General features: G+C 51.0%; 20 protein-coding genes and 2 pseudogenes. 13 read left to right on the top strand and 9 right to left on the bottom strand.

The window, feature by feature from the left end; all coding sequences use genetic code 11:
* Positions 1 to 3 precede the first annotated feature (3 nt).
* The 3 genes and pseudogenes from G8S19_RS10920 to G8S19_RS10930 all read left to right on the top strand — a co-directional run bounded on the left by G8S19_RS10920 (position 4) and on the right by G8S19_RS10930 (position 2,724).
* Positions 4 to 1,039: pseudogene (locus tag G8S19_RS10920) on the top strand (NADP-dependent oxidoreductase).
* 265 nt (positions 1,040 to 1,304) lie between these two features.
* On the top strand, positions 1,305 to 2,366 hold the full coding sequence (locus tag G8S19_RS10925) for a YncE family protein (protein WP_101742166.1): 1,062 nt from the start codon (positions 1,305 to 1,307) through the stop codon (positions 2,364 to 2,366).
* Positions 2,367 to 2,502: 136 nt separating this feature from the next.
* Positions 2,503 to 2,724: a YgdI/YgdR family lipoprotein gene (locus G8S19_RS10930; protein ID WP_101742167.1), complete on the top strand. Its 222-nt coding sequence runs from the start codon at positions 2,503 to 2,505 to the stop codon at positions 2,722 to 2,724.
* Between the two features lie 44 nt (positions 2,725 to 2,768).
* On the opposite strand, the gene ansP is transcribed toward G8S19_RS10930, so the two are convergent.
* Both ansP and G8S19_RS10940 read right to left on the bottom strand, forming a co-directional pair.
* Positions 2,769 to 4,211 (bottom strand): L-asparagine permease, encoded by a 1,443-nt coding sequence (ansP, locus tag G8S19_RS10935; protein ID WP_101742168.1) that lies wholly within the window; start codon positions 4,209 to 4,211, stop codon positions 2,769 to 2,771.
* A gap of 277 nt (positions 4,212 to 4,488) precedes the next feature.
* A complete protein-coding gene (locus tag G8S19_RS10940) occupies positions 4,489 to 6,030 on the bottom strand; it encodes a PAS domain-containing methyl-accepting chemotaxis protein (RefSeq protein WP_048211618.1) in 1,542 nt (513 codons plus the stop codon).
* Between the two features lie 531 nt (positions 6,031 to 6,561).
* Between G8S19_RS10940 and G8S19_RS10945 the strand changes: the two genes are divergently transcribed.
* The 6 genes and pseudogenes from G8S19_RS10945 (at position 6,562) to G8S19_RS10970 (ending at position 13,176) form a co-directional block, all read left to right on the top strand.
* A complete protein-coding gene (locus tag G8S19_RS10945; protein WP_061067930.1) occupies positions 6,562 to 7,560 on the top strand; it encodes an MsnO8 family LLM class oxidoreductase in 999 nt (332 codons plus the stop codon).
* A complete protein-coding gene (locus tag G8S19_RS10950; protein ID WP_199963420.1) occupies positions 7,560 to 8,681 on the top strand; it encodes an amidohydrolase in 1,122 nt (373 codons plus the stop codon). Before G8S19_RS10945 ends, G8S19_RS10950 begins: the two co-directional genes overlap by 1 nt.
* Positions 8,682 to 8,705: 24 nt before the next feature.
* Positions 8,706 to 10,963 (top strand): annotated as a pseudogene (locus tag G8S19_RS10955) (NtaA/DmoA family FMN-dependent monooxygenase).
* 10 nt (positions 10,964 to 10,973) lie between these two features.
* The gene (locus G8S19_RS10960; protein WP_048211623.1) at positions 10,974 to 11,483 is read left to right on the top strand and encodes a GNAT family N-acetyltransferase; all 510 of its coding nucleotides are present in this window, start codon (positions 10,974 to 10,976) and stop codon (positions 11,481 to 11,483) included.
* A 9-nt stretch (positions 11,484 to 11,492) separates the two neighbouring features.
* Positions 11,493 to 12,419, top strand: coding sequence for an amino acid ABC transporter permease (locus G8S19_RS10965; RefSeq protein WP_048211624.1), 927 nt, complete (start codon positions 11,493 to 11,495; stop codon positions 12,417 to 12,419).
* Positions 12,403 to 13,176 (top strand): amino acid ABC transporter ATP-binding protein, encoded by a 774-nt coding sequence (locus G8S19_RS10970; RefSeq protein WP_061067924.1) that lies wholly within the window; start codon positions 12,403 to 12,405, stop codon positions 13,174 to 13,176. The genes G8S19_RS10965 and G8S19_RS10970 overlap by 17 nt, the downstream gene beginning before the upstream one ends.
* Before the next feature lie 45 nt (positions 13,177 to 13,221).
* On the opposite strand, the gene G8S19_RS10975 is transcribed toward G8S19_RS10970, so the two are convergent.
* On the bottom strand, positions 13,222 to 14,211 hold the full coding sequence (locus G8S19_RS10975; RefSeq protein ID WP_253686566.1) for a zinc-dependent alcohol dehydrogenase family protein: 990 nt from the start codon (positions 14,209 to 14,211) through the stop codon (positions 13,222 to 13,224).
* 89 nt (positions 14,212 to 14,300) lie between these two features.
* Positions 14,301 to 15,230: a LysR family transcriptional regulator gene (locus tag G8S19_RS10980; protein ID WP_253686568.1), complete on the bottom strand. Its 930-nt coding sequence runs from the start codon at positions 15,228 to 15,230 to the stop codon at positions 14,301 to 14,303.
* 112 nt (positions 15,231 to 15,342) lie between these two features.
* Here G8S19_RS10980 and G8S19_RS10985 point away from each other — a divergent pair, with 112 nt between their 5' ends.
* Complete coding sequence (locus G8S19_RS10985; protein ID WP_253686570.1) at positions 15,343 to 15,960, top strand: glutathione S-transferase family protein; 618 nt, start codon at positions 15,343 to 15,345, stop codon at positions 15,958 to 15,960.
* 69 nt (positions 15,961 to 16,029) lie between these two features.
* Here G8S19_RS10985 and G8S19_RS10990 read toward each other — a convergent pair whose 3' ends face one another.
* Together G8S19_RS10990 and G8S19_RS10995 are read right to left on the bottom strand one after the other, a co-directional pair.
* Positions 16,030 to 17,340: an MFS transporter gene (locus G8S19_RS10990; RefSeq protein ID WP_253686572.1), complete on the bottom strand. Its 1,311-nt coding sequence runs from the start codon at positions 17,338 to 17,340 to the stop codon at positions 16,030 to 16,032.
* 73 nt (positions 17,341 to 17,413) lie between these two features.
* Complete coding sequence (locus tag G8S19_RS10995; RefSeq protein ID WP_048211630.1) at positions 17,414 to 18,610, bottom strand: L-talarate/galactarate dehydratase; 1,197 nt, start codon at positions 18,608 to 18,610, stop codon at positions 17,414 to 17,416.
* A gap of 320 nt (positions 18,611 to 18,930) precedes the next feature.
* On the opposite strand from G8S19_RS10995, the gene G8S19_RS11000 reads away from it, so the two are divergent.
* Both G8S19_RS11000 and pptA read left to right on the top strand, forming a co-directional pair.
* On the top strand, positions 18,931 to 19,935 hold the full coding sequence (locus G8S19_RS11000) for a LacI family DNA-binding transcriptional regulator (protein WP_199954055.1): 1,005 nt from the start codon (positions 18,931 to 18,933) through the stop codon (positions 19,933 to 19,935).
* Positions 19,936 to 19,969: 34 nt separating this feature from the next.
* Complete coding sequence (pptA, locus tag G8S19_RS11005) at positions 19,970 to 20,197, top strand: tautomerase PptA (protein ID WP_253686574.1); 228 nt, start codon at positions 19,970 to 19,972, stop codon at positions 20,195 to 20,197.
* A 192-nt stretch (positions 20,198 to 20,389) separates the two neighbouring features.
* Here pptA and G8S19_RS11010 read toward each other — a convergent pair whose 3' ends face one another.
* Positions 20,390 to 21,145, bottom strand: coding sequence for a hypothetical protein (locus G8S19_RS11010; RefSeq protein ID WP_124021203.1), 756 nt, complete (start codon positions 21,143 to 21,145; stop codon positions 20,390 to 20,392).
* A gap of 402 nt (positions 21,146 to 21,547) precedes the next feature.
* Positions 21,548 to 22,120 (bottom strand): flavin reductase family protein, encoded by a 573-nt coding sequence (locus G8S19_RS11015; protein WP_101742177.1) that lies wholly within the window; start codon positions 22,118 to 22,120, stop codon positions 21,548 to 21,550.
* A 158-nt stretch (positions 22,121 to 22,278) separates the two neighbouring features.
* Here G8S19_RS11015 and nhoA point away from each other — a divergent pair, with 158 nt between their 5' ends.
* Positions 22,279 to 23,124: an N-hydroxyarylamine O-acetyltransferase gene (nhoA, locus tag G8S19_RS11020; RefSeq protein ID WP_101742178.1), complete on the top strand. Its 846-nt coding sequence runs from the start codon at positions 22,279 to 22,281 to the stop codon at positions 23,122 to 23,124.
* A gap of 58 nt (positions 23,125 to 23,182) precedes the next feature.
* Here the strand turns inward: nhoA and G8S19_RS11025 are convergent, their stop codons facing one another.
* A complete protein-coding gene (locus tag G8S19_RS11025) occupies positions 23,183 to 24,076 on the bottom strand; it encodes a PhzF family isomerase (protein ID WP_253686576.1) in 894 nt (297 codons plus the stop codon).
* Positions 24,077 to 24,136 lie beyond the last annotated feature (60 nt).

Genomic DNA, 24,136 nt, shown 5'->3' on the forward strand with positions numbered 1-24,136 from the left:
TCAATGGGTCAACAAATGCAACGCAATCGTCGCTGGGTTCTGGCGTCACGCCCGCATGGCGCACCGGTGCCCGGTAACTTCCGTCTGGAAGAAGAGGCCATCACCCCCCCCCGGTGACGGAGAGGTGTTACTGCGTAACGTCTACCTCTCACTCGATCCCTATATGCGTGGGCGTATGAGTGACGAACCGTCTTATTCGCCCCCGGTTGAGATTGGCGCAGTGATGGTGGGCGGCACGGTCAGTCGGGTCGAGGCATCGAATCATTCGGATTTTAAACCCGGTGAATGGGTGTTGAGCTATAGCGGCTGGCAGGACTTCGCCATCTCAAAGGGTTCTGATTTGGTAAAGTTAGGCGATCATCCTGAGCATCCTTCCTGGGCGCTTGGTCTGCTGGGTATGCCGGGCTTTACGGCATATATGGGGCTGCTGGATATTGGCCAGCCCAAAGCCGGTGAGACACTGGTTGTTGCTGCGGCAACCGGACCTGTTGGCGCAACCGTGGGCCAGATTGGTAAACTGAAGGGCTGTCGGGTCGTTGGGGTAGCTGGTGGGGCAGAGAAATGTCGCCATGCTACTGACGTGTTGGGCTTTGATATTTGCCTCGATCATCATGCCCCCGATTTCGCACTCCAACTGGCACAAGCCTGTCCGCAGGGTATCGATATCTATTATGAAAACGTCGGCGGTAAAGTTTTTGATGCTGTTTTGCCGTTACTCAACACCTCCGCGCGTATTCCGCTGTGTGGTCTGGTGAGTGGTTATAACGCCACATCACTGCCGACGGGCCCAGACCGTTTACCGCTGCTTATGGCCACGTTACTGAAAAAACGTATTCGCTTGCAGGGCTTTATCATTGGTCAGGATTATGGTCACCGCATTCATGAATTTCAGCGAGAAATGGGGCGCTGGGTTCAGGAAGGCAAGATCCACTATCGCGAGCAGGTCACTGAGGGGCTGGAAAATGCACCGGAGACCTTTATCGGTCTGCTGACCGGTAAAAACTTTGGCAAGGTCGTAATTCGGCTTGCTGAAGAGTGATACGGAGGGGTTAAAGACGGTAACAGCCGGATGGCGTCAACGCCGCCATCCGGCAAGAGTTGTAGAGCCAATCTGTCTGAATATTGATTTCGCCGCAAGCGAGTATTCATGGAGAAAATAAGCAGGTTTTCACCGAATGTGAATAAACACTCCACTTTGCGATAAATAATGATTACTATTCTCATTCTTAAAAAGGCAAAACCATGATTTTGCTCATTGAAGCTATGTGAAGCAGTAACAACTGAATTTATCAAAGGGAGTCGTCATGTCTTTACGTCATCTGTTTTCACCGCGCCTGCGTGGTTCTTTACTGTTAGGTTCACTGCTGGTTGCATCATCATTTAGCACGCAGGCTGCGGAAGAACTGCTGCGCAAAGGTGTAGGTAAAGGCGCCTACGAAATGGCGTACAGCCAGCAGGAAAACGCACTGTGGCTGGCCACCTCGCAGAGCCGTAAGCTGGATAAAGGTGGGATAGTTTACCGTCTTGATCCGGTGACGCTTGAAGTGACTCAGGTTATTCATAACGATCTCAAACCGTTTGGCGCGACCATCAATAACGCGACGCAAACGCTGTGGTTTGGTAATACCGTGAATAGCGCGGTGACGGCGATTGATGCGAAAACCGGTGAGGTGAAAGGGCGTCTGGTACTGGATGCGCGTAAACGTTCTGAAGATGTCCGTCCGCTGCAGCCTCGTGAACTGGTCGCCGATGATGCTACCAACACGGTATACATTAGCGGCATTGGTAAGGAGAGCGTGATTTGGGTCGTGGACGGTGAGACTGTCAAACTTCAGGACACGATTCAAAATACCGGTAAAATGAGCACTGCACTGGCCGTCGACAGCAAGGCTAAACGCCTGTATACCGCCAATGCCGATGGCGAATTCATTACCATCGATACCGCCACCAACAAAATTCTCAGCCGCAAAAAACTGCTGGACGATGGCAAAGAGCACTTCTTCATTAACCTGAGTCTGGATACGGCAGGTCATCGTGCGTTTGTCACTGACTCTAAAGCAGCGGAAGTGCTGGTTATCGATACCCGTAACGGCAACGTGCTGGCAAAAGTTGCCGCGCCGGAATCCCTGGCCGTACTGTTCAACCCGGTGCGTAATGAAGCTTACGTGACCCACCGTCAGGCCGGTAAAGTCAGCGTGATCGACGCGAAAAGCTATAAAGTGGTTAAAACCTTCGATACCCCGACGTTCCCAAACAGCCTGGCGCTCTCCGCCGATGGTAAAACCCTGTACGTTAGCGTGAAACAGAAATCCACACGCGAGCAGGAAGCGACTCAACCGGACGATGTTATTCGTATCGCCCTGTAATTATTCGGAGGGGGCAACCCCTCCTGTCATTTCTCTATACTCCACGATACGCCTCGTTACACCCCATCGGTAGCCTGACAAACTTCAGAGACTTACACTACGCCCTCAACGGCTAACTGAATAACACGGGAATACCATGAAAAAGCCATTAATCTGTCTTTGTGCGGGCGTAATGCTGTTTACGCTGGCAGGGTGCACCACCGATTACGTCATGACGACGAAAAGCGGACAAACGATTACCACCCGGGGCAAACCAAAACTGGATAAAGATACGGGAATGACCAGCTATACCGATCAGGACGGGAATGCGCGGGAAATTAACAGCAATGATGTTGCTCAGCTAATTGAAGCAAACTAAGTCGCTCAAACGGGTAGGCCAGAAATCTGACCTACCTTAAAGCGTTATGGCGCGGTACGGTGGATTTCCGCGACGCGTTTACGTACACCAAACCAGCCAACGACCAGCAGAATGGCAATCAGCGGTAATGAGGCGATAGTGTAGGTCCCGTTCGGATAGTCAAACGCCATCAGCACCAGCACAGCCAGTAAAAACAACAGTGTTAACCAGGACGTAAACGGCGCACCGGGCAGTTTGAAGTGAACGTCTGTCGCTTTACCATCTTTAATGGCCCGACGCAGACGCATCTGGCACACCATAATGAATGCCCACGATGCAATGATGCCCAGCGAGGCAAAGTTAAGCACGATCTCGAATACCTGCGAAGGCACCAGATAGTTGAGGAAAACCCCGACGACGTACACGACAAGCGTGGCAAGTATGCCAGCATAAGGTACGTGTTGACGGCTCATTTTGGCCATAAATTTGGGCGCGGAACCGCCCATCGACATTGAGCGCAAAATACGACCAGTGCAATACAAACCCGAGTTGAGGCTGGAAAGCGCAGCGGTAAGCACCACGATATTCATAATACTGCCAATATAGGGAACGCCGAGTTTGGAAAAGAAGGTAACAAACGGGCTTTGACCTGCCTGATAGGCATTCCACGGCAGCAGCATGACCAGTAACACCACTGACCCCACATAGAACAGGCCAATTCGCCAGATAACGCTGTTAATCGCTTTTGGCACCATCGTTTGCGGATCTTTGCACTCACCCGCCGCAGTGCCTACCAGTTCAATGGAAGCAAATGCAAAGACGACGCCCTGTACCAGTACCAGCGCTGGCAGCAGGCCATGCGGGAAAAAACCACCGTTGTCGGTGATCAGATGAAAACCCGTGGCGTTACCATCGAGCGGTTTTCCCGTGCCTAAAAAGACAGTCCCGACGACCAGGAAGATAACGATAGCCAGCACTTTGACCAGTGCAAACCAGAACTCCATCTCCGCAAACCACTTTACGCCGATCATGTTCATGGTGCCGACAATGGCCAATGCGCCGAGGGCAAATACCCATTGCGGTACGTCACCAAATGCGCCCCAGTAGTGCATATACAAGGCCACGGCCGTGATATCCACGATTCCGGTCATCGCCCAGTTGATGAAGTACATCCAGCCAGCCACATAGGCCGCTTTCTCACCTAAAAATTCGCGGGCATAAGAGACAAAGCTGCCGCTGGAAGGGCGGTGTAAAACCAGTTCACCGAGTGCCCGCAGAATGAAGAATGAAAAAATACCGCAGACCAGATAGACCAGTGCTAAAGCGGGGCCGGCCATTTGCAAACGTGCGCCAGCCCCTAAAAATAACCCGGTACCAATAGCACCGCCAATGGCGATCATTTGTACCTGCCGGTTACCCATCGCTTTGTGATACCCCTCTTCGTGAGCATTCAACCAGCGTCGTTTCGCCGCGTGTTGTTCCGCGGCTTGCGTGTTGTGTGTGTTCATTACGTTTCCTGTTAACCTGACTAATTTACAAAATCCTTTTTGCCGCAGCAGTTGCGGCGAAAACAGCGTTACCCTTCATTGTGTTACCGCGGGAAACTGTCGGCCGAGCATCCTACATTCAATTGAGAAGTGACGCAAAGTCTGGACACGGGGAAATGGGGTTTTTCTGTGGCCTGAATCGACGGGATGTGGACTCGATTCAGTAAAAACAGAGGCGGTGGGAAAATGCGAAGGAATGCGCTCATCCTGATCGTCAGCAGAATGAGCGCTGTTTGCCTTATACCGACACGCCAAAGACCTGCACGGCCTGCTGCAATCGCGATGAGCGCTGCGTTAAATCGGCAGTTGCGTCAGTGACACGCTCCACCATCTCGGCATTATTGTGCGTCATGGTACCAACACGCGAAATGGAATCATTAATCAGATCCAACGCCTGGGTTTGCTCCCGCGTTGCCAGACTAATGTCTTTAATCATCATCGACATCTGTAACACATCGCTGATCATTCCGGTGAGATGCGTTTCTGTTTGTTCAACCATTTTTACGCCGGTATTGACGTTAGCGACGTTCTTCTCGATAAGCTGTTTAATCTCTTTTGCCGCTGATGCAGAGTGTTGCGCAAGATTGCGCACCTCCGCGGCCACGACGGCAAAACCGCGCCCGGATTCTCCGGCACGCGCCGCCTCAACGGCCGCGTTGAGCGCCAGAATATTAGTCTGGAAGGCAATGCTATCAATTACGCCAATGATATCGACAATCTGACCATTATCACGAGAGATCGCCTGCATCATGGCGATAGTTTGTTTCATAATATCGCCGCCTTCAGCGGCATTGGTGCTGGTTTGGTCGGCCATCGTCATGGTATGTGCCGCCGTTTCTGCAGTTTGCTGCACTGCACTACCAATTTCTTCAATGGCGGCAGCGGTTTGCTGAAGGTCTGCGGATGTTTCTTCAGAACGCGTATGCAGCGCGATACCTTCTTTAGAAACGCGTTGGCTGATGGCCTGAATTCCGGATATTTGCGTACTAACGTCATCAACCAGTGAATTTAGATTAAGTCCGGATTGATTAACCAGTCGCATTAACATGCCGATTTCATCTACGCGATTTAAATGGCAGTTATCGGGTTTTCGTCCGGATACGACTTTCTTCATTTGAGTCAATAGTGTATTAACTGGCTGACAAATTTGGCACTTAAGGTAAATGGCAAATAACAGAAATAACGCCAGTAAACCGCCGGATTGAATAAAGTGATTTACGGGAGCGAAGATTAATAACAAAGAGAGCAGGGCAACGACTCCCAAAGCATAATTGACGCGTTGACTAATGCTCAACCATTTAAACATTGAAGTCCATGCCAATATGCCACGGCGAATGATAATACCCTTAAAAAGACGGAACCCGCTAAGTTGTTGATTATTTATTTTTTCATACAACTGCTCACTCTGAGATATTTCGTCTCGCGAAGGAACAGTACGCACTGAGATGTAACCCGTTAACTTTTCATTGTGCCAAACGGGCGTGACGTTGGCACGTACCCAGTAGTGGTCACCGTTTTGACGCCGGTTTTTCACCATTCCCGTCCAGCTGTCACCTTGCTGCAACGTGTACCACATGTCAGCAAACGCGGCTGGCGGCATATCCGGATGGCGAATAATATTATGTGGTTCACCCATTAATTGACTTTCGTTAAAACCACTGGCATCGATAAACGCGGAGTTTGCATAGGTAATATGACTCTCTTTATCTGTCGTCGATAGCAGCGTCGCTTTACCGTTAAGTGTGTGCTCAATTTGTGTAACGGGCATGTTACTTTTCATAAAGGCCCCATGATGGTATGTATAATTCATACAAAGATCCCCGTAATAATGCCAGGGGATATTAAAAAGCTGTTTTAAACCATTTTAATAAGAAACGCTGCATTCTCTACTAATCATCAGTTCTGTGAAAGTATTTAAAATAAAAAAATTAATGCGTGGAACCTATGTCTCTTTCATAAAAATGAAACAATCAATACAAGCGCATAACACAGACAGGTGTTTAGTCTGACTTAAATTAAATTCATTACTGAACGCATGCGTAAAAATAAATCAAACGGAAAAGGATGTTGCCGTCTTTCCAGTATCAATAAAAAACCTATTATATTTTGTAGTATGCAAATACAAGCCATTTTTTCTGCAGAGTGCCGCGTCCAAAACCGGAAGTCTGGTTCCAGTTGGTATGAACGTTATCCCTGATCGCTGCGGGGTTGGTTATCTGTTTTTTAGCTGAGCAAATGTGAATTAAATGTTTCTATGTGGTTATTTTATAATTTAATAATACTGACATGTTAACAAATATAGGCCTGCAACATGTCATACCGCCTGAGTATTCTGGATAAAAGCCCCATCGGAGAAGGTGAAACTGCCGCAACCGCACTGACCCGTACGCTGCGCCTGGCACAACGCGCAGAAGAGTGGGGATATCACCGTTTTTGGATAGCTGAACATCATAATACGCCGCAGCTTGCCAGCCCATCACCGGAGCTGGTGATCGCCTGGATACTGGGACAAACCCAGCGCATTCGCGTGGGTTCCGGTGGCGTCATGCTGCAACACTATAGCCCCTACAAAGTTGCGGAAAACTTTAATCTTCTGGCCTCACTGGCGCCGGGACGTGTCGATCTTGGGATTGGAAAAGCGCCAGGCGGCTTACCGCTGTCAACGCAGGCACTGCAGTTGGGTCTTCATCAGGAAGAAAAAGGCAGTTTTGCCGACCAGCTTGCTCAACTGAACGCCTGGCTGGCGCTGACCGGGACAGAAAGCGGGCAGACAGTATTCCCGACACCGCTCCCGCCTGCGCCGCCGCAAAGATTTGTGCTGGGCGCGAGCGTAGAAAGTGCACGCCTGGCGGCAGAGTCTGACTGGAACTTTATTTTCGCGGCGCACCTGAACGGCGATAAAGCGTTACTGCATGAGGTGCTGAGCTTCTGGCAGGCCAACAGTTCACGTCCAACGATTGTCGCCGTACAGGTTATTGTGGCTGACAGCAGTGATATGGCTGCGCAGCTGGCGGAAGATGTACAAATCTGGGGCGTCGAGTTGGAGGATGGGCAACGTGTCACCGTCGCCAGCGAAGAGCAGGCGCTGGCTTTCGCCGCGCAGGCGGGCAGCGCACCTCGAACAATCGCCCGGCGTGAGCAGGCGTTACTGCACGGGAGTGCCCAGGAGGTGGTGGCAACACTGCGCTCATTGCAGGTGCAATACGGTATTGATGAATTCATTATCGATACGCCGGTGGCCGAAGGTCAGGCGCGCCTGACATCGTTACGCCTGCTGGCGCAAGCCCATAGCACGATGGAGGTTGTCTGATGTCATTAGCCTCACAGCTTATCGACTGGCGTCGCGAGCTACATCAGCACCCGGAGCTGTCCCTCCAGGAAGTGGCGACAACCGCGCGTATTCGTGACTGGTTGCATGCTGCAGATGTCACTTTATTGCCATTCAATTTGAAAACTGGAGTGGTTGCCGAAATCGGTCAGGGAGAAGATGTCATCGCTCTGCGGGCGGATATCGATGCGCTACCGATAGAAGAAAGCGCCGACGTTCCGTTTCGCTCTGTCACGCCGGGGGTGATGCATGCCTGCGGGCATGACGTCCATACCAGCGTCATGCTTGGTGCAGCACTGCTGCTTAAACAACAGGAAACAACCTTACCGGGGCGAGTACGTATTTTGTTTCAACCAGCTGAAGAGAGTTTCGGCGGCGCAAAAACGCTGATCCGCGCCGGAGCGCTGCAAAACGTAGCGGCTATTTTCGGTATGCACAATGAGCCCGGTTTGCCGGTGGGCGAATTTGCCACACGCGGCGGTGCGTTCTATGCCAATGTCGATCGCTTTGTGCTGCGTATTACCGGAAAAGGTGCGCATGCGGCACGCCCACACGAGGGAAAAGATGCCATCCTCCTCGCCAGTCAACTGGTGACGGTATTACAAAGTGTCGCCAGCCGTGAGGTCAATACGCTGGATTCGGTGGTGCTTAGCGTCACCCGAATTCAGGGGGGAAATACATGGAACGTACTACCGGAATCCGTTGAGCTGGAAGGGACGCTTCGGACACATCGCGCAGAGGTGCAACAACAGGTTAAATCGCGGGTCAGTGATATTGTCGCTGGGTTTGCCCACGCCTTTGGCGCACAGATCGATGTTATCTGGCACGCGGGGCCCACGGCCCTGGTCAATGACGCGCACTGGGCCGATATTGCGACCAAAGTAGCCAGACAATCCGGTTACACAACGCATCATGCCGACCTGCATATGGGCGGGGAGGATTTTGCCGTTTATTTGCAAAATACACCTGGTGCGTTTGTTAGCATCGGTAGTGCCAGTGAATACGGATTACATCATCCGGGATTTAATCCGGATGAACGGTTAATTGAACCTGCCGCACACTACTTTGCACATTTAGCAAAAACGGCATTCGCACACCTTTAATTTACCTGTTGGGTAGGGGTTACTATGGCTGAAAATCGGCAACTACGGCTCGGAACTATTCTGCATGGCGCATCGGGAAATATGTCCGCATGGCGTCATCCGGCAGCACGTGCTGATGCCAGTATTAATTTTGATTTTGTCAAAGAGACGGCGCTTATTGCGGAGAAAGGGAAACTTGATTTTATTTTTGTCGCTGACGGTCTGTATATTAATGAAAAATCTATTCCACATTTCTTAAATCGCTTTGAGCCGCTGACGGTATTATCTGCGCTGGCAAGCGTTACCCGTCATCTTGGTCTGGTGGGCACGGTTTCAACCTCTTATAGCGAGCCGTTTACTACTGCGCGACAGTTTGCCAGTCTGGACCATCTTAGCCAGGGCAGGGCCGGATGGAATGTGGTGACATCCCCGCTGGAAGGTTCGGCTAAAAACTATTCTCGCGCTCAGCATCCCGAGCATGCCCAGCGTTATCGTATTGCCGATGAATATTTACAGGTAGTGAAAGGACTGTGGGATTCCTGGGAAGACGATGCTTTTACCCGTGATAAAACAAGCGGGGAATTTTTTAATCCTCATAAACTGCACACGCTAAACCATCATGGAGATTATTTCCAGGTCGCCGGGCCATTAAATATTGGGCGTACGCCGCAAGGCCGTCCGATTATTTTTCAGGCAGGCGCATCACACGATGGGAAAAAATTAGCGGCGCAGCATGCGGACGCTATTTTCACCCATCAGGAATCGCTGTCTGAAGCCAAAGCATTTTATCAGGATGTCAAAAGTCGGCTTGAAGCTGTCGGACGTCATGTCGATGAGCTGCATATTTTCCAGGGCGTCAGCATTATTGTTGGCGACGGTGACGCTGACGTAGAGCAACAGTACCAGGCGACCGCTGCACTGGTGTCGATTACCGACGCGCTGAATTACCTGGGACGCTATTTTGAACATCACGATTTTAGCCAGTACCCGCTGGACGCACCGTTCCCGGATCTTGGCCCCCTCGGGGAAAACAGTTTTCGCAGTACCACTGACGAGATCAAGCGCAATGCGCGGGAACGGGGATTAACCCTGCGTCAGGTGGCGCTGGAAGCTGCCAGTCCACGTCCACGTTTTAGCGGAACGCCGGCACAGGTTGCTGATGGTCTGCAGCAGTGGTTCGAGGAGAAAGCCGCAGACGGTTTCATCATTCAGGGGGGAACGCCAGATACCTTCCCACGGTTTGTCGAACAGGTTATTCCCGTGCTTCAGGCGCGCGGTTTATTTCGCCACGACTACCCCGGCACGACGCTGCGCGCAAGTCTGGGGCTGGCAACACCTGCAAATCAATTCACACAATAAGAGAAAACGCTATGCAGAAAAAATCACTACTTCTTGCGCTGTCACTGGCTTTCAGCGCGACAGTCTGGGCAAATGACGTCACCATCAACGGTACCGGCGTAAGTCTGGAAGCTAATAAAACACCGATTAACACGGTCAAAAATCCACAGGCGATCGCGCAGTTACCCGCCAACCTGCATCTGGCTGTACCGGGTAAATTCACGGTCGCTATCGCCGGACTGAGCCAGCCGCCGCTGACTGTATTTGCCGATGATAATAAAACGCTCATCGGCAGTGAGGCAGATATCGCTCGCCTGGTTGCCGATAGCCTGGGGCTGGAGCTGAATGTCGTACCCACGTCATGGGAAGACTGGCCGCTGGGCGTAGCTTCCGGCAAATATGATGCCGCGATCAGCAATATTACCGTCACCAAAGCACGCAAAGAAAAATTCGATTTTGCGACGTATCGGAAAGATTCCCTTGGCTTTTACGTCAAAACCGGCAGCAAGCTGAAGAAAATAGAGCAGGCGGAAGATATTGCCGGTCTGCGTATCATCGTCGGCTCAGGGACGAACCAGGAAGCCATTCTGTTGGCGTGGAACGAAGAGAATCTGAAGAAAGGATTAAAACCGTTTACGCCGGTGTATACCAAAGATGATGCTGCTCAGACGTTAGCTCTACAGTCAGGTCGTGCAGATGCTTACTTTGGTCCGAATGTCATTGGGGCCTGGAAAGCTGCCCTCAACGGCAAAACGCAACTGGTGGGCAGCGTTGATGGCGGTTGGCCAAAAGCCGCACATATTGCCGTCACGCTGAAAAAAGATAGCGGTCTGGTGCTGCCGGTGCAAACAGCTCTCAACGGTGTGATCGGCAATGGCGACTATGACAAGGTGCTGAACCGCTGGGGGGAAGGGGTAGAACGTATCCCACAATCTGAAGTTAACCCGGCCGGTTTAGGCGACTAAGGAGGTCAATGTGAGCGATCAATTCCGCGTTGTCTCGCCCGAAGCCATTGAGCTACAGCCGATCCTCAGCGGACTGTTTGGTGAGTACGCCGCCCGCTATGGTGATTATTTTTCTCGTGATGCTGAAGTGGAGCTAACCGAATGGTATCTGGCTCCACAGGGGATCTTTGTGGTGCTGGAGCGCAACGGCGAAATTATCGCCACCGGGGCTTATAAACCCTATGACAAAGACACCGCTGAAATTAAGCGTATCTGGACTAAAAGCAACCTGCGTAAGCAGGGGCTGGCAGCGTACGTGGTGCAGGAACTGGAGCGCCGGGCATTACTGGCGGGCTATAGCCGTATCTATCTGACCACGGGCTTTCGCCAGCCAGAGGCCGTCCGACTTTATTTGAGTCAGGGATACGATCCACAGTTCGATACCACACGTAACCCAGAAGAGTACAGCCAGCCGCCCTTTGATGGGAGGCTGCGCTTCACCAAACTGTTGACTATCGCAGGTCAGGCCAAAATTGCCTGAGGAGAGAAGATGAAAACGACTGCAACCATCAAAGTCGTCCCGGCACGTTATCCGATGCGCACCGTAGGGGCGATTATTGCCCTGTTTGTGCTGGCGGCGATTATTCAGTCTGTCGCGTTTAATCCGCGCTGGGAATGGGGTGTGTTTGCCCGCTGGTTCTTCGACCCGGTTATCTTGTCTGGACTTGGGCAAACGCTGTTGTTGACGCTCATTGGGACATTACTGAGCGTGGTATTTGGTGGGTTGCTGGCGCTGGCCAGACTCTCATCATCCTGGCTGCTAAACAGCCTGGCGTGGGGATACATCTGGTTGTTTCGTTCACTCCCGTTGATTGTGGTGTTGATCATTTTGTACAACTTCTCCTATTTGTACGACACGCTGGCGATCGGCATACCCTTCACTGCTATCCAGTGGGGCAGCTTTGAGACTATTAATGTCCTTGGACAGTTTTCCACTGCAGTTGTTGGCCTGACGCTGGTGCAAAGTGCTTATACCGCAGAAATTATTCGCGGCGGGTTTCTTGGGGTTGATCATGGTCAGTACGAAGCCGCAGCCGCGCTGGGATTACCTGCCTGGCGCCGCACGCTGCGCATAATCCTGCCACAGGCGTTACGCACCATTTTGCCCGCCGGGTTCAATGAAATTATCAGCCTGGCGAAAGGTACGGCGATGGTTTATGTGCTGGCGATGCCGGAACTGTTCTACACCATCCAGATGATCTACAACCGCACCCAGGAAGTGATTCCGCTGCTGATGGTTGGAGCCGTGTGGTATCTGGTGATCACCAGCGTTTTGTCATTAATTCAGCATCTGGTTGAACGCGCGCTGGCACGCAGTGAAAGACGATCCGCTATTAACACCGCCAGGGTGAGTCGCTCGGCTAAACGTCGTCGCCAGGTTCCACAGCAGGAGGCTATCCATGTCCCACTCGCCTGAAGGTCATATTTCCATTACCGGCGTCAGCAAATATTTTGGTCGCCATAAGGCGCTGGATAACGTATCGCTGGAGATCCCACCCGGTACGGTCACGGTCATTCTCGGGCCTTCCGGTTCAGGTAAATCAACGCTATTGCGGGCGATTAATCATCTGGAGCGTGTCGATGAGGGGTTTATTCAGATTGACGGTGATTATATTGGCTATCGCCTTCAGGGAGACCGGTTGTATGAACTAAAAGAGGCAGAAATCCTGCGCCAGCGCATTAATGTGGGCTACGTATTTCAGAACTTTAACCTGTTCCCGCATTTAACGGTGCTGGAGAACCTGATTGAAGCGCCAATAGCCCACGGGCTGGCATCGCGTAAAGCCGCTACCGAACGGGCATTAACTCTGCTTGATGCGGTTGGGCTGCGAAATAAAGCCGATGCCTGGTCGCGTCACTTGTCCGGCGGACAGCAGCAGCGAATCGCCATTGCCCGCGCGCTGGCGTTAAATCCGCGCGTGATGCTGTTTGATGAGCCGACGTCCGCACTCGATCCTGAACTGGTGGGCGAAGTGCTGGATGTGATTAAGTCACTGGCACAGTCGGGAACCACGTTGGTGGTGGTGACGCATGAAATCGGTTTTGCCCGGGAGGTGGCCGATCAGGTGGTATTTATGGTTGACGGCAAAATCGTCGAGCAGGGTAGCAGCGAACAGGTGCTAAATTATCCGCGCCACACGCGCACGCAGCAGTTTTTGTCGAAAGTTCTGTAAATACGCGGAAAAAATGTTGCGGCACAAGGCTGTGCCGCACAGCGATTACAGGGTAACGACGATTTTGCCTACCTGACCGTTGGCCTCCATATACTGGTGGGCCTTAGCGATGTCATCAAACGCAAAGGTTTTATCAATCAGTGGCTTGAGTTGTCCCGATTGCAATCCTTCAAAGATGAAACGTTTAGCTCGTGCCAGTTTTTCAGCATCAGTGGTGATTTCGAAAAGCTCATAGCCGCGGAAGGTCAGATGACGGCCAAGGATCTCAATCACCGGGATCGACAGATCGCGACCGTCCAGCGAACCGTACTGGAAAAATAACCCTCCGGCGGGCATTATCTGGGCTATTTTCGCCACACCGGGGCCGCCGACCGGGTCGAAGACCACGCGGGTACCTTTGCCATCGGTTATACGATTAATTTCCACGACCAGATCCTGCTCCTGACTGGCGATAACCTCTGCCGCGCCAAGTTGTAGAAGCTGGGCGCGCTTCTCACTGGTGCGCGTCATCGCAATCGGTTTTGCCCCGAGCATATTGGCTATCTGTATCGCTGCCAGCCCGACACTGCTGGACGCAGCATTGATCAGCACGTTATCGCCAGGCCCGATATTGGCATATTCGACCAGCGCGCCAAAAGCCGTCACATACATCATCCAACTGGCGGCGGCCTCGGCAAAGCTCAGGTTTTCAGGATGTTTGACGACCGCATGAACAGGCGCATTGACGATTTCGCCATACATACCGTACTCATGAAAGCTGAATGCCGGAATGACGCTCACGCTATCGCCTGGTGCGAACTCGTGCACATTGTCACCGACGGCTTCAACAATGCCGGAGGCTTCATAGCCCAGGCGAGCAGGAAAATTGGGTTGGTAAATATATTGTCCGGTACGGTACATAATTTCCGCCCGGTTAATACCTATTGCGCGAACGCGGATCTGAACATCGTTTGCAAGCGGAGCCGGGGTCTGAATATCCTGAATATTCAGCACATCAGCGCCACCTGTTTGATTGAAAACCACGACTTTAGACATAGCGGACCTCGGTAAATTGTTCTGACTTGAGTCCGCACAATGTATCGGTTCCGGTGGGGGCGAAAAACCGCCGTTATGGAACTTCACTATTACTCAGATTGTAATAATCCCTGCAGGCGCGGTTTTTGCTCGTTAAAAAGCGCACACAGCCAGTCAATAAACACCCGCACGCGCGGGGCAAGATGACGTCTGTCCGGGTAGAGCACGGAAACGGGTTTAGCTTCCCCCGCATAGTCACCCAGCACCTCAACGAGCTGGCCCGACTCGAGGTAGGGTGCCAGTACGGCGTGAACCCCGTGTATGATCCCCAATCCTGATAAACAACCTGTTAGCAGAATGTCGGAGTTGTCTACGCTCATTCGGCTTGCTGGTATGATAGATACCGTTTTCCCTTCGTTGATGAAGGACCACTCCAGCGCGTCACGATGACGTTCGCTAAAGAAGTTGAGTGCCTGATGCTGAGCCAAATCATCCGGTGTCTGTGGGATGCCCCGTATAGCCAGATAATCTGCGGACGCACAGGTCACCATTTTTACCTCGCCAAGTCGTCGGGATATCAGCGAGGAGTCCTGCAACTCGCCAATGCGGATCATGCAGTCGATCCCCTCCGCAAGCAGATCAATTTTGCGGTCAGTGGAGGTGAGTACAATCTCAATGTCCGGATAGCGTGACTGAAAGTTGCTTAGCGCAGGGACTATAATCGAGTGAGCCAACGACAGTGGAGCATTGATCCTGAGCTTTCCACGTGGAGGCCGTGTCGGTGAGAAAGAGGCCATGATGTCATCCACGTCACCAAGCAGTACTTTGGTTCGTTGGTAAAATGCGTCACCTTCTTCGGTCAGGGTAACCTTCCGCGTCGTTCGGTTCAGGAGTTTCGTCCCCAGATCGTCCTCAAGATGCTGAATTGCTTTCGTCACCGCGGGGCGGTGCAGGTGTAACACGTCTGCTGCTCTGGCAAATCCACCTTGCTCAACAACCTGTACAAAAATGTTCATATATTCAAACATACTGGAACGCATTGCTTATTCTCCCCCGGTATTCGACCATTGTTATTATGAAAGTAATAATCATGTCTGCATAGGTTGCCGAATGCTGCTCTACACTTAGGGTTTTAACTTTGGGGATTGCAGCATGATTAAGGTCTATGGGGTACCTGGCTGGGGATCGGCCATCAGTGAAGTGATGCTCACACTGGCGGAGATCCCTTATCATTTTATTAATGTCGACGGTTTTGACAGTGACGGCCCTCAGCGGGAGTTACTTAAAAAAATGAATCCGCTGTGCCAGGTGCCCACGCTGGTACTGGAAAATGGCAGTGTGATGACGGAAACGGCGGCGATCGCGCTGATGATCCTCGATCGTCGCCCTGAACTTTCACCACCCGTTGGACACGCCGAACGCCAGCAGTTTCAGCGTCTGTTGATATGGCTGGTGGCAAATGTCTATCCCACGTTTACCTATGCCGACTATCCAGAACGCTGGGTACCGGATGCCCCGGTGCAGTTGAAAAAGAACTGCATTGAGTACCGTAAATCCCTCTATATGTGGCTGAACGATCAGCTAAACGCCGAGCCGTACGCATTCGGGGATCAGCTAACACTACTGGACGTATATATTGCTGTTATGCGCACCTGGGGACCAGGGCATGACTGGTTTCAGGACAACACGCCGAATATTAGCGCTATCGCTGATGCAGTTTGTCAGCATCCGAGGCTGCGTACTGTACTGAAAAACAATAAGATTATTTGAATAAAAAAACGCTGTTCCGCAGGAGTGCAAATCCCGGAACAGCGGGCGAACTATCGCCATAAGGTTAAATTACGCGACAGAAGGGGTCAGCGTAATACGATCCAATGGACCCACGATAAACAGATAAGAAATCAGGCCAATCAACCCCATCGAACCGACGTACAGAATGGCGTAATCAAAAGACTGGGTATTCGCCAGAATGACACCGATCACCAGTGGCGTGATGATACTGGCCATATTGCCGCACATATTGAAAACGCCGCCTGCAATGCCGAGCACTTCTTTTGGCGAGGTATCGCTGAGAACGCACCATCCCAGATTGCCAAACCCTTTGGCGAAAAATGCCAGACTCATCGCGGCGATCACCACAAATTCTGACGAGGTGTAGTTGGCGATAACGATGACACAGGAAAGCAACATTCCGCAGATAACCGGCAGCTTACGGGCAATCGTCAGGCTGTAACCGCGTTTTAGTAGCCAGTCGGAGAACACGCCGCCTAACAATCCACCGATAAAACCGGCAATGGCAGGGATACTGGCGACAAACCCCACTTTGAGGATCGACATGCCTTTCGCCTGATACAGATAAGTAGGGAACCAGGTCAGGAAGAACCAGGTAATGGATGTCACGCAGAACTGCCCGATATAAACGCCAATCATCATGCGATTGACGCAGACGCTCTTAATTTGCGTAAAGGCAATTTTCTGCGGCTCTTTTTTATTGCCCAGCGCCGGTTCGCCACCGCCTTCCCGGATATAGTCAATTTCCTGTTGGTTTACCTTCGGATGATGCATGGGATCCCTGACTTTGACCAGCCAGAAGATGCCAAGAATAACGCCAATAGCCCCGATATAATAAAAAACAAAGTGCCAGCTCAGATTATGCAAAATAATCGTCATGAGCGGCGTAATAATCCCTAGCGAGATATATTGCGCGGCCTGATAAACTGAGGTGACAAAGCCTCGTTCGTTATTCGGAAACCACTGCACGCTTAATCGGCTGTTGGCTGGAAAGGCCGGAGCTTCAATGGCACCCATCAGTAATCGTAAGATAATCAATACGACAAGCGGGCTGGCGTACAGATAAATGGTGCCCTGGAACATGGTCACCAGCGACCAGCCAATCAGGGCGCAGCCGTATACCAGACGAGAACCATAGCGATCCAGTAGCCAGCCGCCGGGCAGTTGCATAATGACATAAGAAATACCGAAAGCAGAAAAGGCCAGCCCCATTGCTTCAGGATCAAAACCTAATTCTTTGCTCATTATTGGAGCCACCACGGATAACGTCGCGCGATCGGCGTAATTAAATACGGTAGCAAGAAACAGAAATATCAAAATGCCGTAACGCACTTTTGTGCGCTTTATTATTGTGTTCATCACCCACTCCTTTCATAAGGTTGAGAGCGTTTCTGTAGGGAAGAGGGCGGGTATTACTTACCCGCCAAATAAATTAAGGACGTTTACCAAACTCGCAGGTTAATTGTGTCCAGCGGCGCGCTTGTTCGCTGATGCTGAACCCCAGACCGTGACGGTCAGATATCCACATCCGCCCATCGCGCAGCTCAAGCTGTTCATTAAATAGCGGATTCAGCCATTCGAAATGTTCCAGCCATGGCTCAAGCGGATAAGCGGCGGACAAATGCAGGTGAACTTCCATGGCGAAGTGGGGTGCCAGTTTTCGTCCGTGTTTTGCCGCCAGATCCATAATTTTAAGGAACGGTGAAATCCCGCCCACACGCGGCGCATCGGGTTGGACAAAATCGCTGGCATTGCCGAGGATCAGCTGTTCATGTTCGCGGAAGCTGGTCAACATCTCACCGGTAGCAATCGGGGTATCCAGCGCGGCAGCCAGTTGGGCGTGACCTTCAACATCGTAGGCATCCAGCGGCTCTTCAATCCAGATCAGATTGAACTGCTCCATTTTACGTCCCATACGGATGGCGGTTTCCCGGTCCCACTGCTGATTGGCATCGACCATCAGCGGGAAATCATCACCCAGCGCTTCACGCACCGCGGTTAAGCGGCGAATATCTTCGGCGCAGTTTGGTTGACCGACCTTGAGTTTGATGCCGCCAATACCGTTTTCACGGGAAATAACCACGTTTTTAAGCACCTGATCCAGCGGCGTATGCAGGAATCCGCCGGAGGTGTTGTAGCATTGTACGGAGTCACGATGCGCGCCAAGCAGTTTTGCCAGCGGCAATCCTGCACGCTTGGCCTTCATATCCCATAAAGCGATATCGATAGGGGAGATGGCCTGAACCGCCATGCCGCTGCGTCCTACGGAAGCCCCAGCCCACAACAGCTTGGTATAGATCTTGTCAATATCGTTTGGATCTTCACCTAACAGGTTATCGGCAATTTCTTTGGCATGCGCGTAGATCCCCTGACCGCCAGCACGCTTGGAGTAACTAAATCCCACGCCTTCAAACCCGTCGCGACTGCGGATCTCGGCGATGATTATGGCGACTTCGGTTAGTGGTTTCTGACGACCAGTCAGCACTTTGGCATCGCTTACCGGTGTTGCCAGGGGAAGGAAAGCGAGGGATAGCTTAACCCATTCGATACGGTCGCCGGTTTCTGCCGCGGTTTTTGCATTGGCCGATTTGGCATAGGTTACGGCATCGGAATTAGCACTTAAAGACATCTTATTCTCTCCTGGTGATTAATAAATGATTGCGCTATCATTTTTAATGTTAGCGCAATCACTGCACCAGCGAATTGATTGCGATTTGAACAATTGCTCACAAATACGGAGATAAAAGGGCGATAACTTGTATACAGCATCACATTCCAATACTTTATGGGGAAATGCACAAATCTTTATGATATCGCTATCATTTTGCTCAGGGATGACAATCTAAGCTGCTGTTTTCCCAGTGTTATCACAGAGCCATGCTAGCAATAGCCGAAATCATGATGAATAATGCCAGGATAAATCAGTGATTTTTGACAAGGGCATCGACAGTGAAAAACGCCAGACCTCCGCGAGCACCCACGCTGGAAGATGTGGCCCGTACCGCGGGATTGTCACCCATGACGGTGAGCAGGGCGCTAAATACTCCGCAGTTGGTGCGCCCGAAAACGGTGGAAAAAGTGATGCAGGCGGTACGCGCCACCGGCTACATTCCCAACGCGCTGGCCGGGGGGCTGGCGTCGCGTCGCAGCAAGCTTATCGCCGTGGTTGTTCCGCAAATTAACAACAATATGTTTGTCGATACCATTCAGTCATTAAGCGATGAACTGGCCGAACGCGGATACCACATCTTGCTCTGCGTATCAGGTTACACGCCGCAAACAGAGGCTGAGCTGGTGGCGACGCTGCTTTCTCGCCGCCCGGATGGCGTCGTGCTCACCGGTATCCATCACACCGCCGGGATGAAAAAGGTGATTCTTAATGCGGCCATTCCGGTTGTGGAGATCTGGGATTTAACGCCAACCCCCATTGATATGCTGGTCGGGTTTTCGCACGAAAAAGTCGGTCAGGCGGTAGCAGACTACTTGCTGAAAAAAGGTTATCGCCGTCCTGGTTTGCTATGGACAGCCGATCGCCGGGCCGGCCAGCGTAAACAAGGACTGTGCGATGCGCTGAGACGTCATGGTATTGCGGCTGACGCACAGATAGATGTCCCGCTTCCGGCCTCTCTGGCATTGGGGCGCAGTGGATTAGCTCAGCTATTGGCTGAAGGTGCGTTCGATGTCATTGTCTGTAGCTCAGATACCTTAGCCCAGGGGGCGATTATGGAAGCCGAAAGCCGTGGTTTACGCGTGCCGCAGGAGCTAGCGGTAATCGGTTTTGGCGATCTTGATTTTGCCGCCAGTAACCGGCCTGCTATCACCACAATCAGCGTCGACCGACGGGCCATTGGACAACGCGCTGCCTCGCTGCTTGCCGATCGTATCGAACAAATTCCACGTGAAGACGATATTATTGATGTCGGATTTCACCTGGTTGAACGAGAGTCCGCATAAGTTACCTGCATCCCAAAACAATAAGGAATCTGCTATGCCGCACGTCGATATCAAATGCTTTCCTCGCGCCCTTACCAACGAACAAAAAACCGCGCTGGCGGCGGATATTACCGAGGTCATTATTCGTCATTTGCAAAGCAAAGACAGCTCGGTCAGCGTGGCGCTGAATGAAATTGAGCCCGAGGCGTGGCAGGGCGTGTGGAATGCGGAAATCGCACCGCAGATGGAGACATTGATTAAAAAACCCGGCTACAGCATGTGAACGAGAACGGGCGATTATTGCGCCCGTATTAATGCTGGCACAACTCTATAAAAACCAGAGACCAGTTACTCCACCCGGCTTAGCTACAGTAATCCAATGACAAAAACAGTTGATTCATATAAACAATATCTATATAGCCTCAGCGTTCTTTTTGACTAATATTCCAAGAAGAACGCCGGATTTACATTGAAGTTATTCTTCTTTGTATACACGAGTCAGATTAATTACCCCGTTACTTTTTTCAAGCGCGTAACAACTAAAGATTTTTATACCGGGTTCTTCCACCACAATATTTAATTTAGGGCACGTTATAATACCACCTTTGTCAAGGTAGAGATGGATAATCTTAAAAGATTCTATTTGTTTTGCTGAGCTAGCTATGTCTTTATCGCCTAAGAAATTCCCACGTTGCTCAGGATTCATCAGTGCTGTCATTGGATCTGCCACCCAAGAATCCTTTCCATCTGAACCATGAATGAGCATGAATGCATGATCTGCCTTAGCACCGCCAGTCGTATTCCCGATAATTGCAATGACTTCCACTTTTCCTTTATAACCAAAATCCATTAAAGCACGAGCCCCGACAGCACAAAGCTCCCCACAGTTGCCAGCTTTACAAAGGACTGAGTTATTAGTAATTTCGTATAGCTTATCAAGCGTGAAATCTTCACTGTCATAGCCTGTTATATTACCACGAGCATTTTTTATGCTATTATCGATATCGATAACTTGTGATACTGCCATTTTTTCGTCCATTTTCTCAATAACAGAGCTCCATAATATATGAGATGATACATACTGAGATACAAAATTTGCAGCTTGTTCTGGAGAACAATCGATAAGATGATTGCTAGGGCAATCTGAAAAAGGAGTTACATCGCTCTTTTGGTGATTTAAATTATCAAGGTGATTGTTTTGTGTAAATTTAATTAATGAAGATGGTATCATAATTACTCCTTTATATATTTTGTAATTTATTCCCTGCACTATTATTCATAATAGTGATATATATTATGAATAATCAAAAATTATCGTTAATGTTCAACAGAGCATCGCCCTGCTACTGAATCCCTTATCCTGAAAGGATGTAAAAAAAGTAAAGTACAGTCATATGTAGCTATTTAGCTATTTCCTTCCCGTTTCGTTGCCGCCCCTGTAGGATATAAATTCAAAGAGTATAAAAAATAGCCTTAACGTACAATAATTTTCGATATCCAAACTGACCCCGTTTACGGACCGTAAGTAGAGAAGTCTGATGCAAATGTCAGATCGTATGCGCCTGTTAGGGCGCTGCTGGTATCAGAGCCTTATAGGCACATCAGAAAAACCTCCGGCTATGCCGGAGGATATTTATTCAGCCGCTGTTATACGTTTCCCGCTGGTGACAAACGTTCCGGCGCCAAGGTGGTGCAAGGTATTGAGTTTGCCATCATCAAACTGCCAGCGTCCTTGCACAAATACCCGCTCATCGGCAGCGGCAGAAACCACTTCGCCAAACAAGGTATCATATTTGTCCTGAACCGCTGTGGCAGGAAGCAGGCGGCATTCCATCCAGGCGAGACACTTGGCTTCTATTAGCGGTAATCCCAATACCGGGCCGTTGACCACCGGAATACCGTAGCAGTTGAACTTATCTTCTATTCGACCGGAAACACTCCCCACGGCATAGGTCCAGTTGGTCGCGGCAACCCCTGGAATAACAATACCAAATTGCCCGCTACGCTCGATCAGTTCGCGTGACCAGGCGGTCTTGTCGACAACAATGGCCACCCTCGGCGGATCAAATTCCACGGGCATTGACCACGCGGCTGCCATCACATTACGCCGTTCTGTATTCGCGTCACGACTGGTTATCAAAATGGTGGGGCCGTGATTAAGCAGTCGGCTGGCGTGTTGTAATTCAACCGGACGAAAATGACTCATAGTGACTCCTCGGCAGAATAAAAATGACATCACAATAAACATAGATAGTAACGGGATTAGCGATTTTGTCGCCTCACCGGGGTGAACAGCGCACAAAAGCGACGGCGTAAAATTAAAAATGCGTTATAAGTACAACATTCAACAAACAGGAATCCCGTATGACGCCTTTTTTAAACGCTTATTTTGCCCGTATTGGCTGGTCAGATGCGCCCAACGCCGACATTGAAACGTTGAGAGCGCTACACTTACTGCATAACGGTGCCATACCCTTTGAAAATCTTGATGTGCTGCTGCCGCGTGAAATACAGCTTGACGATCTGTCCCTTGAAGAGAAGTTGGTCACTGCCCGCCGCGGTGGCTATTGCTTTGAACAAAATGGTGTATTTGAACGGGCGCTACGCGAAATCGGCTTTACCGTACGCAGTTTACTGGGACGCGTGGTATTGGCTAATCCGTCAAGTCTGCCGCCGCGTACACATCGCCTGTTACTGGTTGAATTACAGGGTGAACAGTGGATCGCTGACGTTGGCTTCGGCGGACAAACGCTGACGGCTCCCATTCGTCTGCAGGCTGATCTTGAACAGCAAACGCCGCACGGCGACTATCGGTTGATTCAGGAGGGGGAAGACTGGATATTGCAGTTCCGCCATCATGATCACTGGCAGTCAATGTACCGATTCGATCTGGTGGTGCAACATCACAGCGATTATCTGATGGGTAACTTCTGGTCCGCGCACTGGCCGCAGTCGCATTTCCGCCACCATCTGCTGATGTGTCGTCATTTACCTGACGGCGGCAAGCTGACGTTGACCAATTTCCACTTTACCCATTATCAGGACGGTCACGCGATAGAGCAGATTAATCTGCCTGACGTCGCCAGCCTGTATACGCTGTTGCAGGAACGGTTTGGACTGGGCGTGGATGACGTGAAGCATGGGTTTACCCTGGATGAGCTGGCGACAGTCATGGCGGCGTTTGATACACATCCGGAGGCGGGAAAATAGGGGCATCAGAATTAATGCCGGATGCGGCGTAATCGCCTTATCCGGCCTACCTGAAGATTTAAAAATCGATCGCCCATTCGGCGTGAAACAGGATCACAGCAGAGCCGGAAATCGTTACTTTCTCTGGCTGGTTATCACGGATAGTCACCGTCACATCAACAATACCGTCACGCCCGAGCGCGCGACCCTGGTGGCCCTGAACATGCAACGTTTTGCCATCATGAGCCATCAGGTTATGGTGTACCAGCCACGCGCCCATCGGACCATTCGCGTTGCCGGTGACCGGATCTTCCATAATACCAATAGCAGGCGAGAACATGCGGCCATCGGTGGCGTTTTCGTCCTTGCGAATTTGAAAAGGGAAGAACCCGTTACAGCCAATTTGCTGGCTGATAGCGGTCAGGGCAGGCAAATCAGGAGAAAGGGCGTCGATGTCCACCTCAGGCTTCAGCGCAATCATCACTTTAGAGTGTCCGGTGGTGGCTACCTGAATGGGTAATCCGGGCAACATATCGTCTTCGCTCAGGCGCAGCGCATCGATTATCGCGGCACGTACAGCACCTTCCAGCGGAGCTTCGAATCCAGGTACGCCTTGTTCAAGACTGATGCGATAGTCATTGTCGCTCAATTCAATATCGACCCGATGACGACCGGCGAGCGAGGTTTGCCAGACGGTGCTGTTGCCCAGACCCAGCACCTTGGCGCGCACATAATGTGCGGCGACGGTAGCATGCCCACAGATAGGAACTTCAACCGTCGGCGTGAAATAACGAATGCGAACATCGCTGTCGTCACTGGTCAGTAGAAAAGCCGTTTCCGAATGGCGCAGCTCGCGAGCAATGAGCTGCATCTGGGCGTCACTCAATCCGTCAGCATGCAACACCACACCCGCTGAATTGCCGCGAAAGGGTACTGAGGTAAAGGCATCGACGTGATAAACCTGTGGTTTCATTAGCGTTCTCCTGGAATGGAGAAGCATCATAACGTACAAAAAGCGGGATAGCGATGCTGC

The organism is Citrobacter sp. SX206, from assembly GCF_024181025.1.
Taxonomy (GTDB): Bacteria; Pseudomonadota; Gammaproteobacteria; order Enterobacterales; family Enterobacteriaceae; genus Citrobacter; species Citrobacter youngae.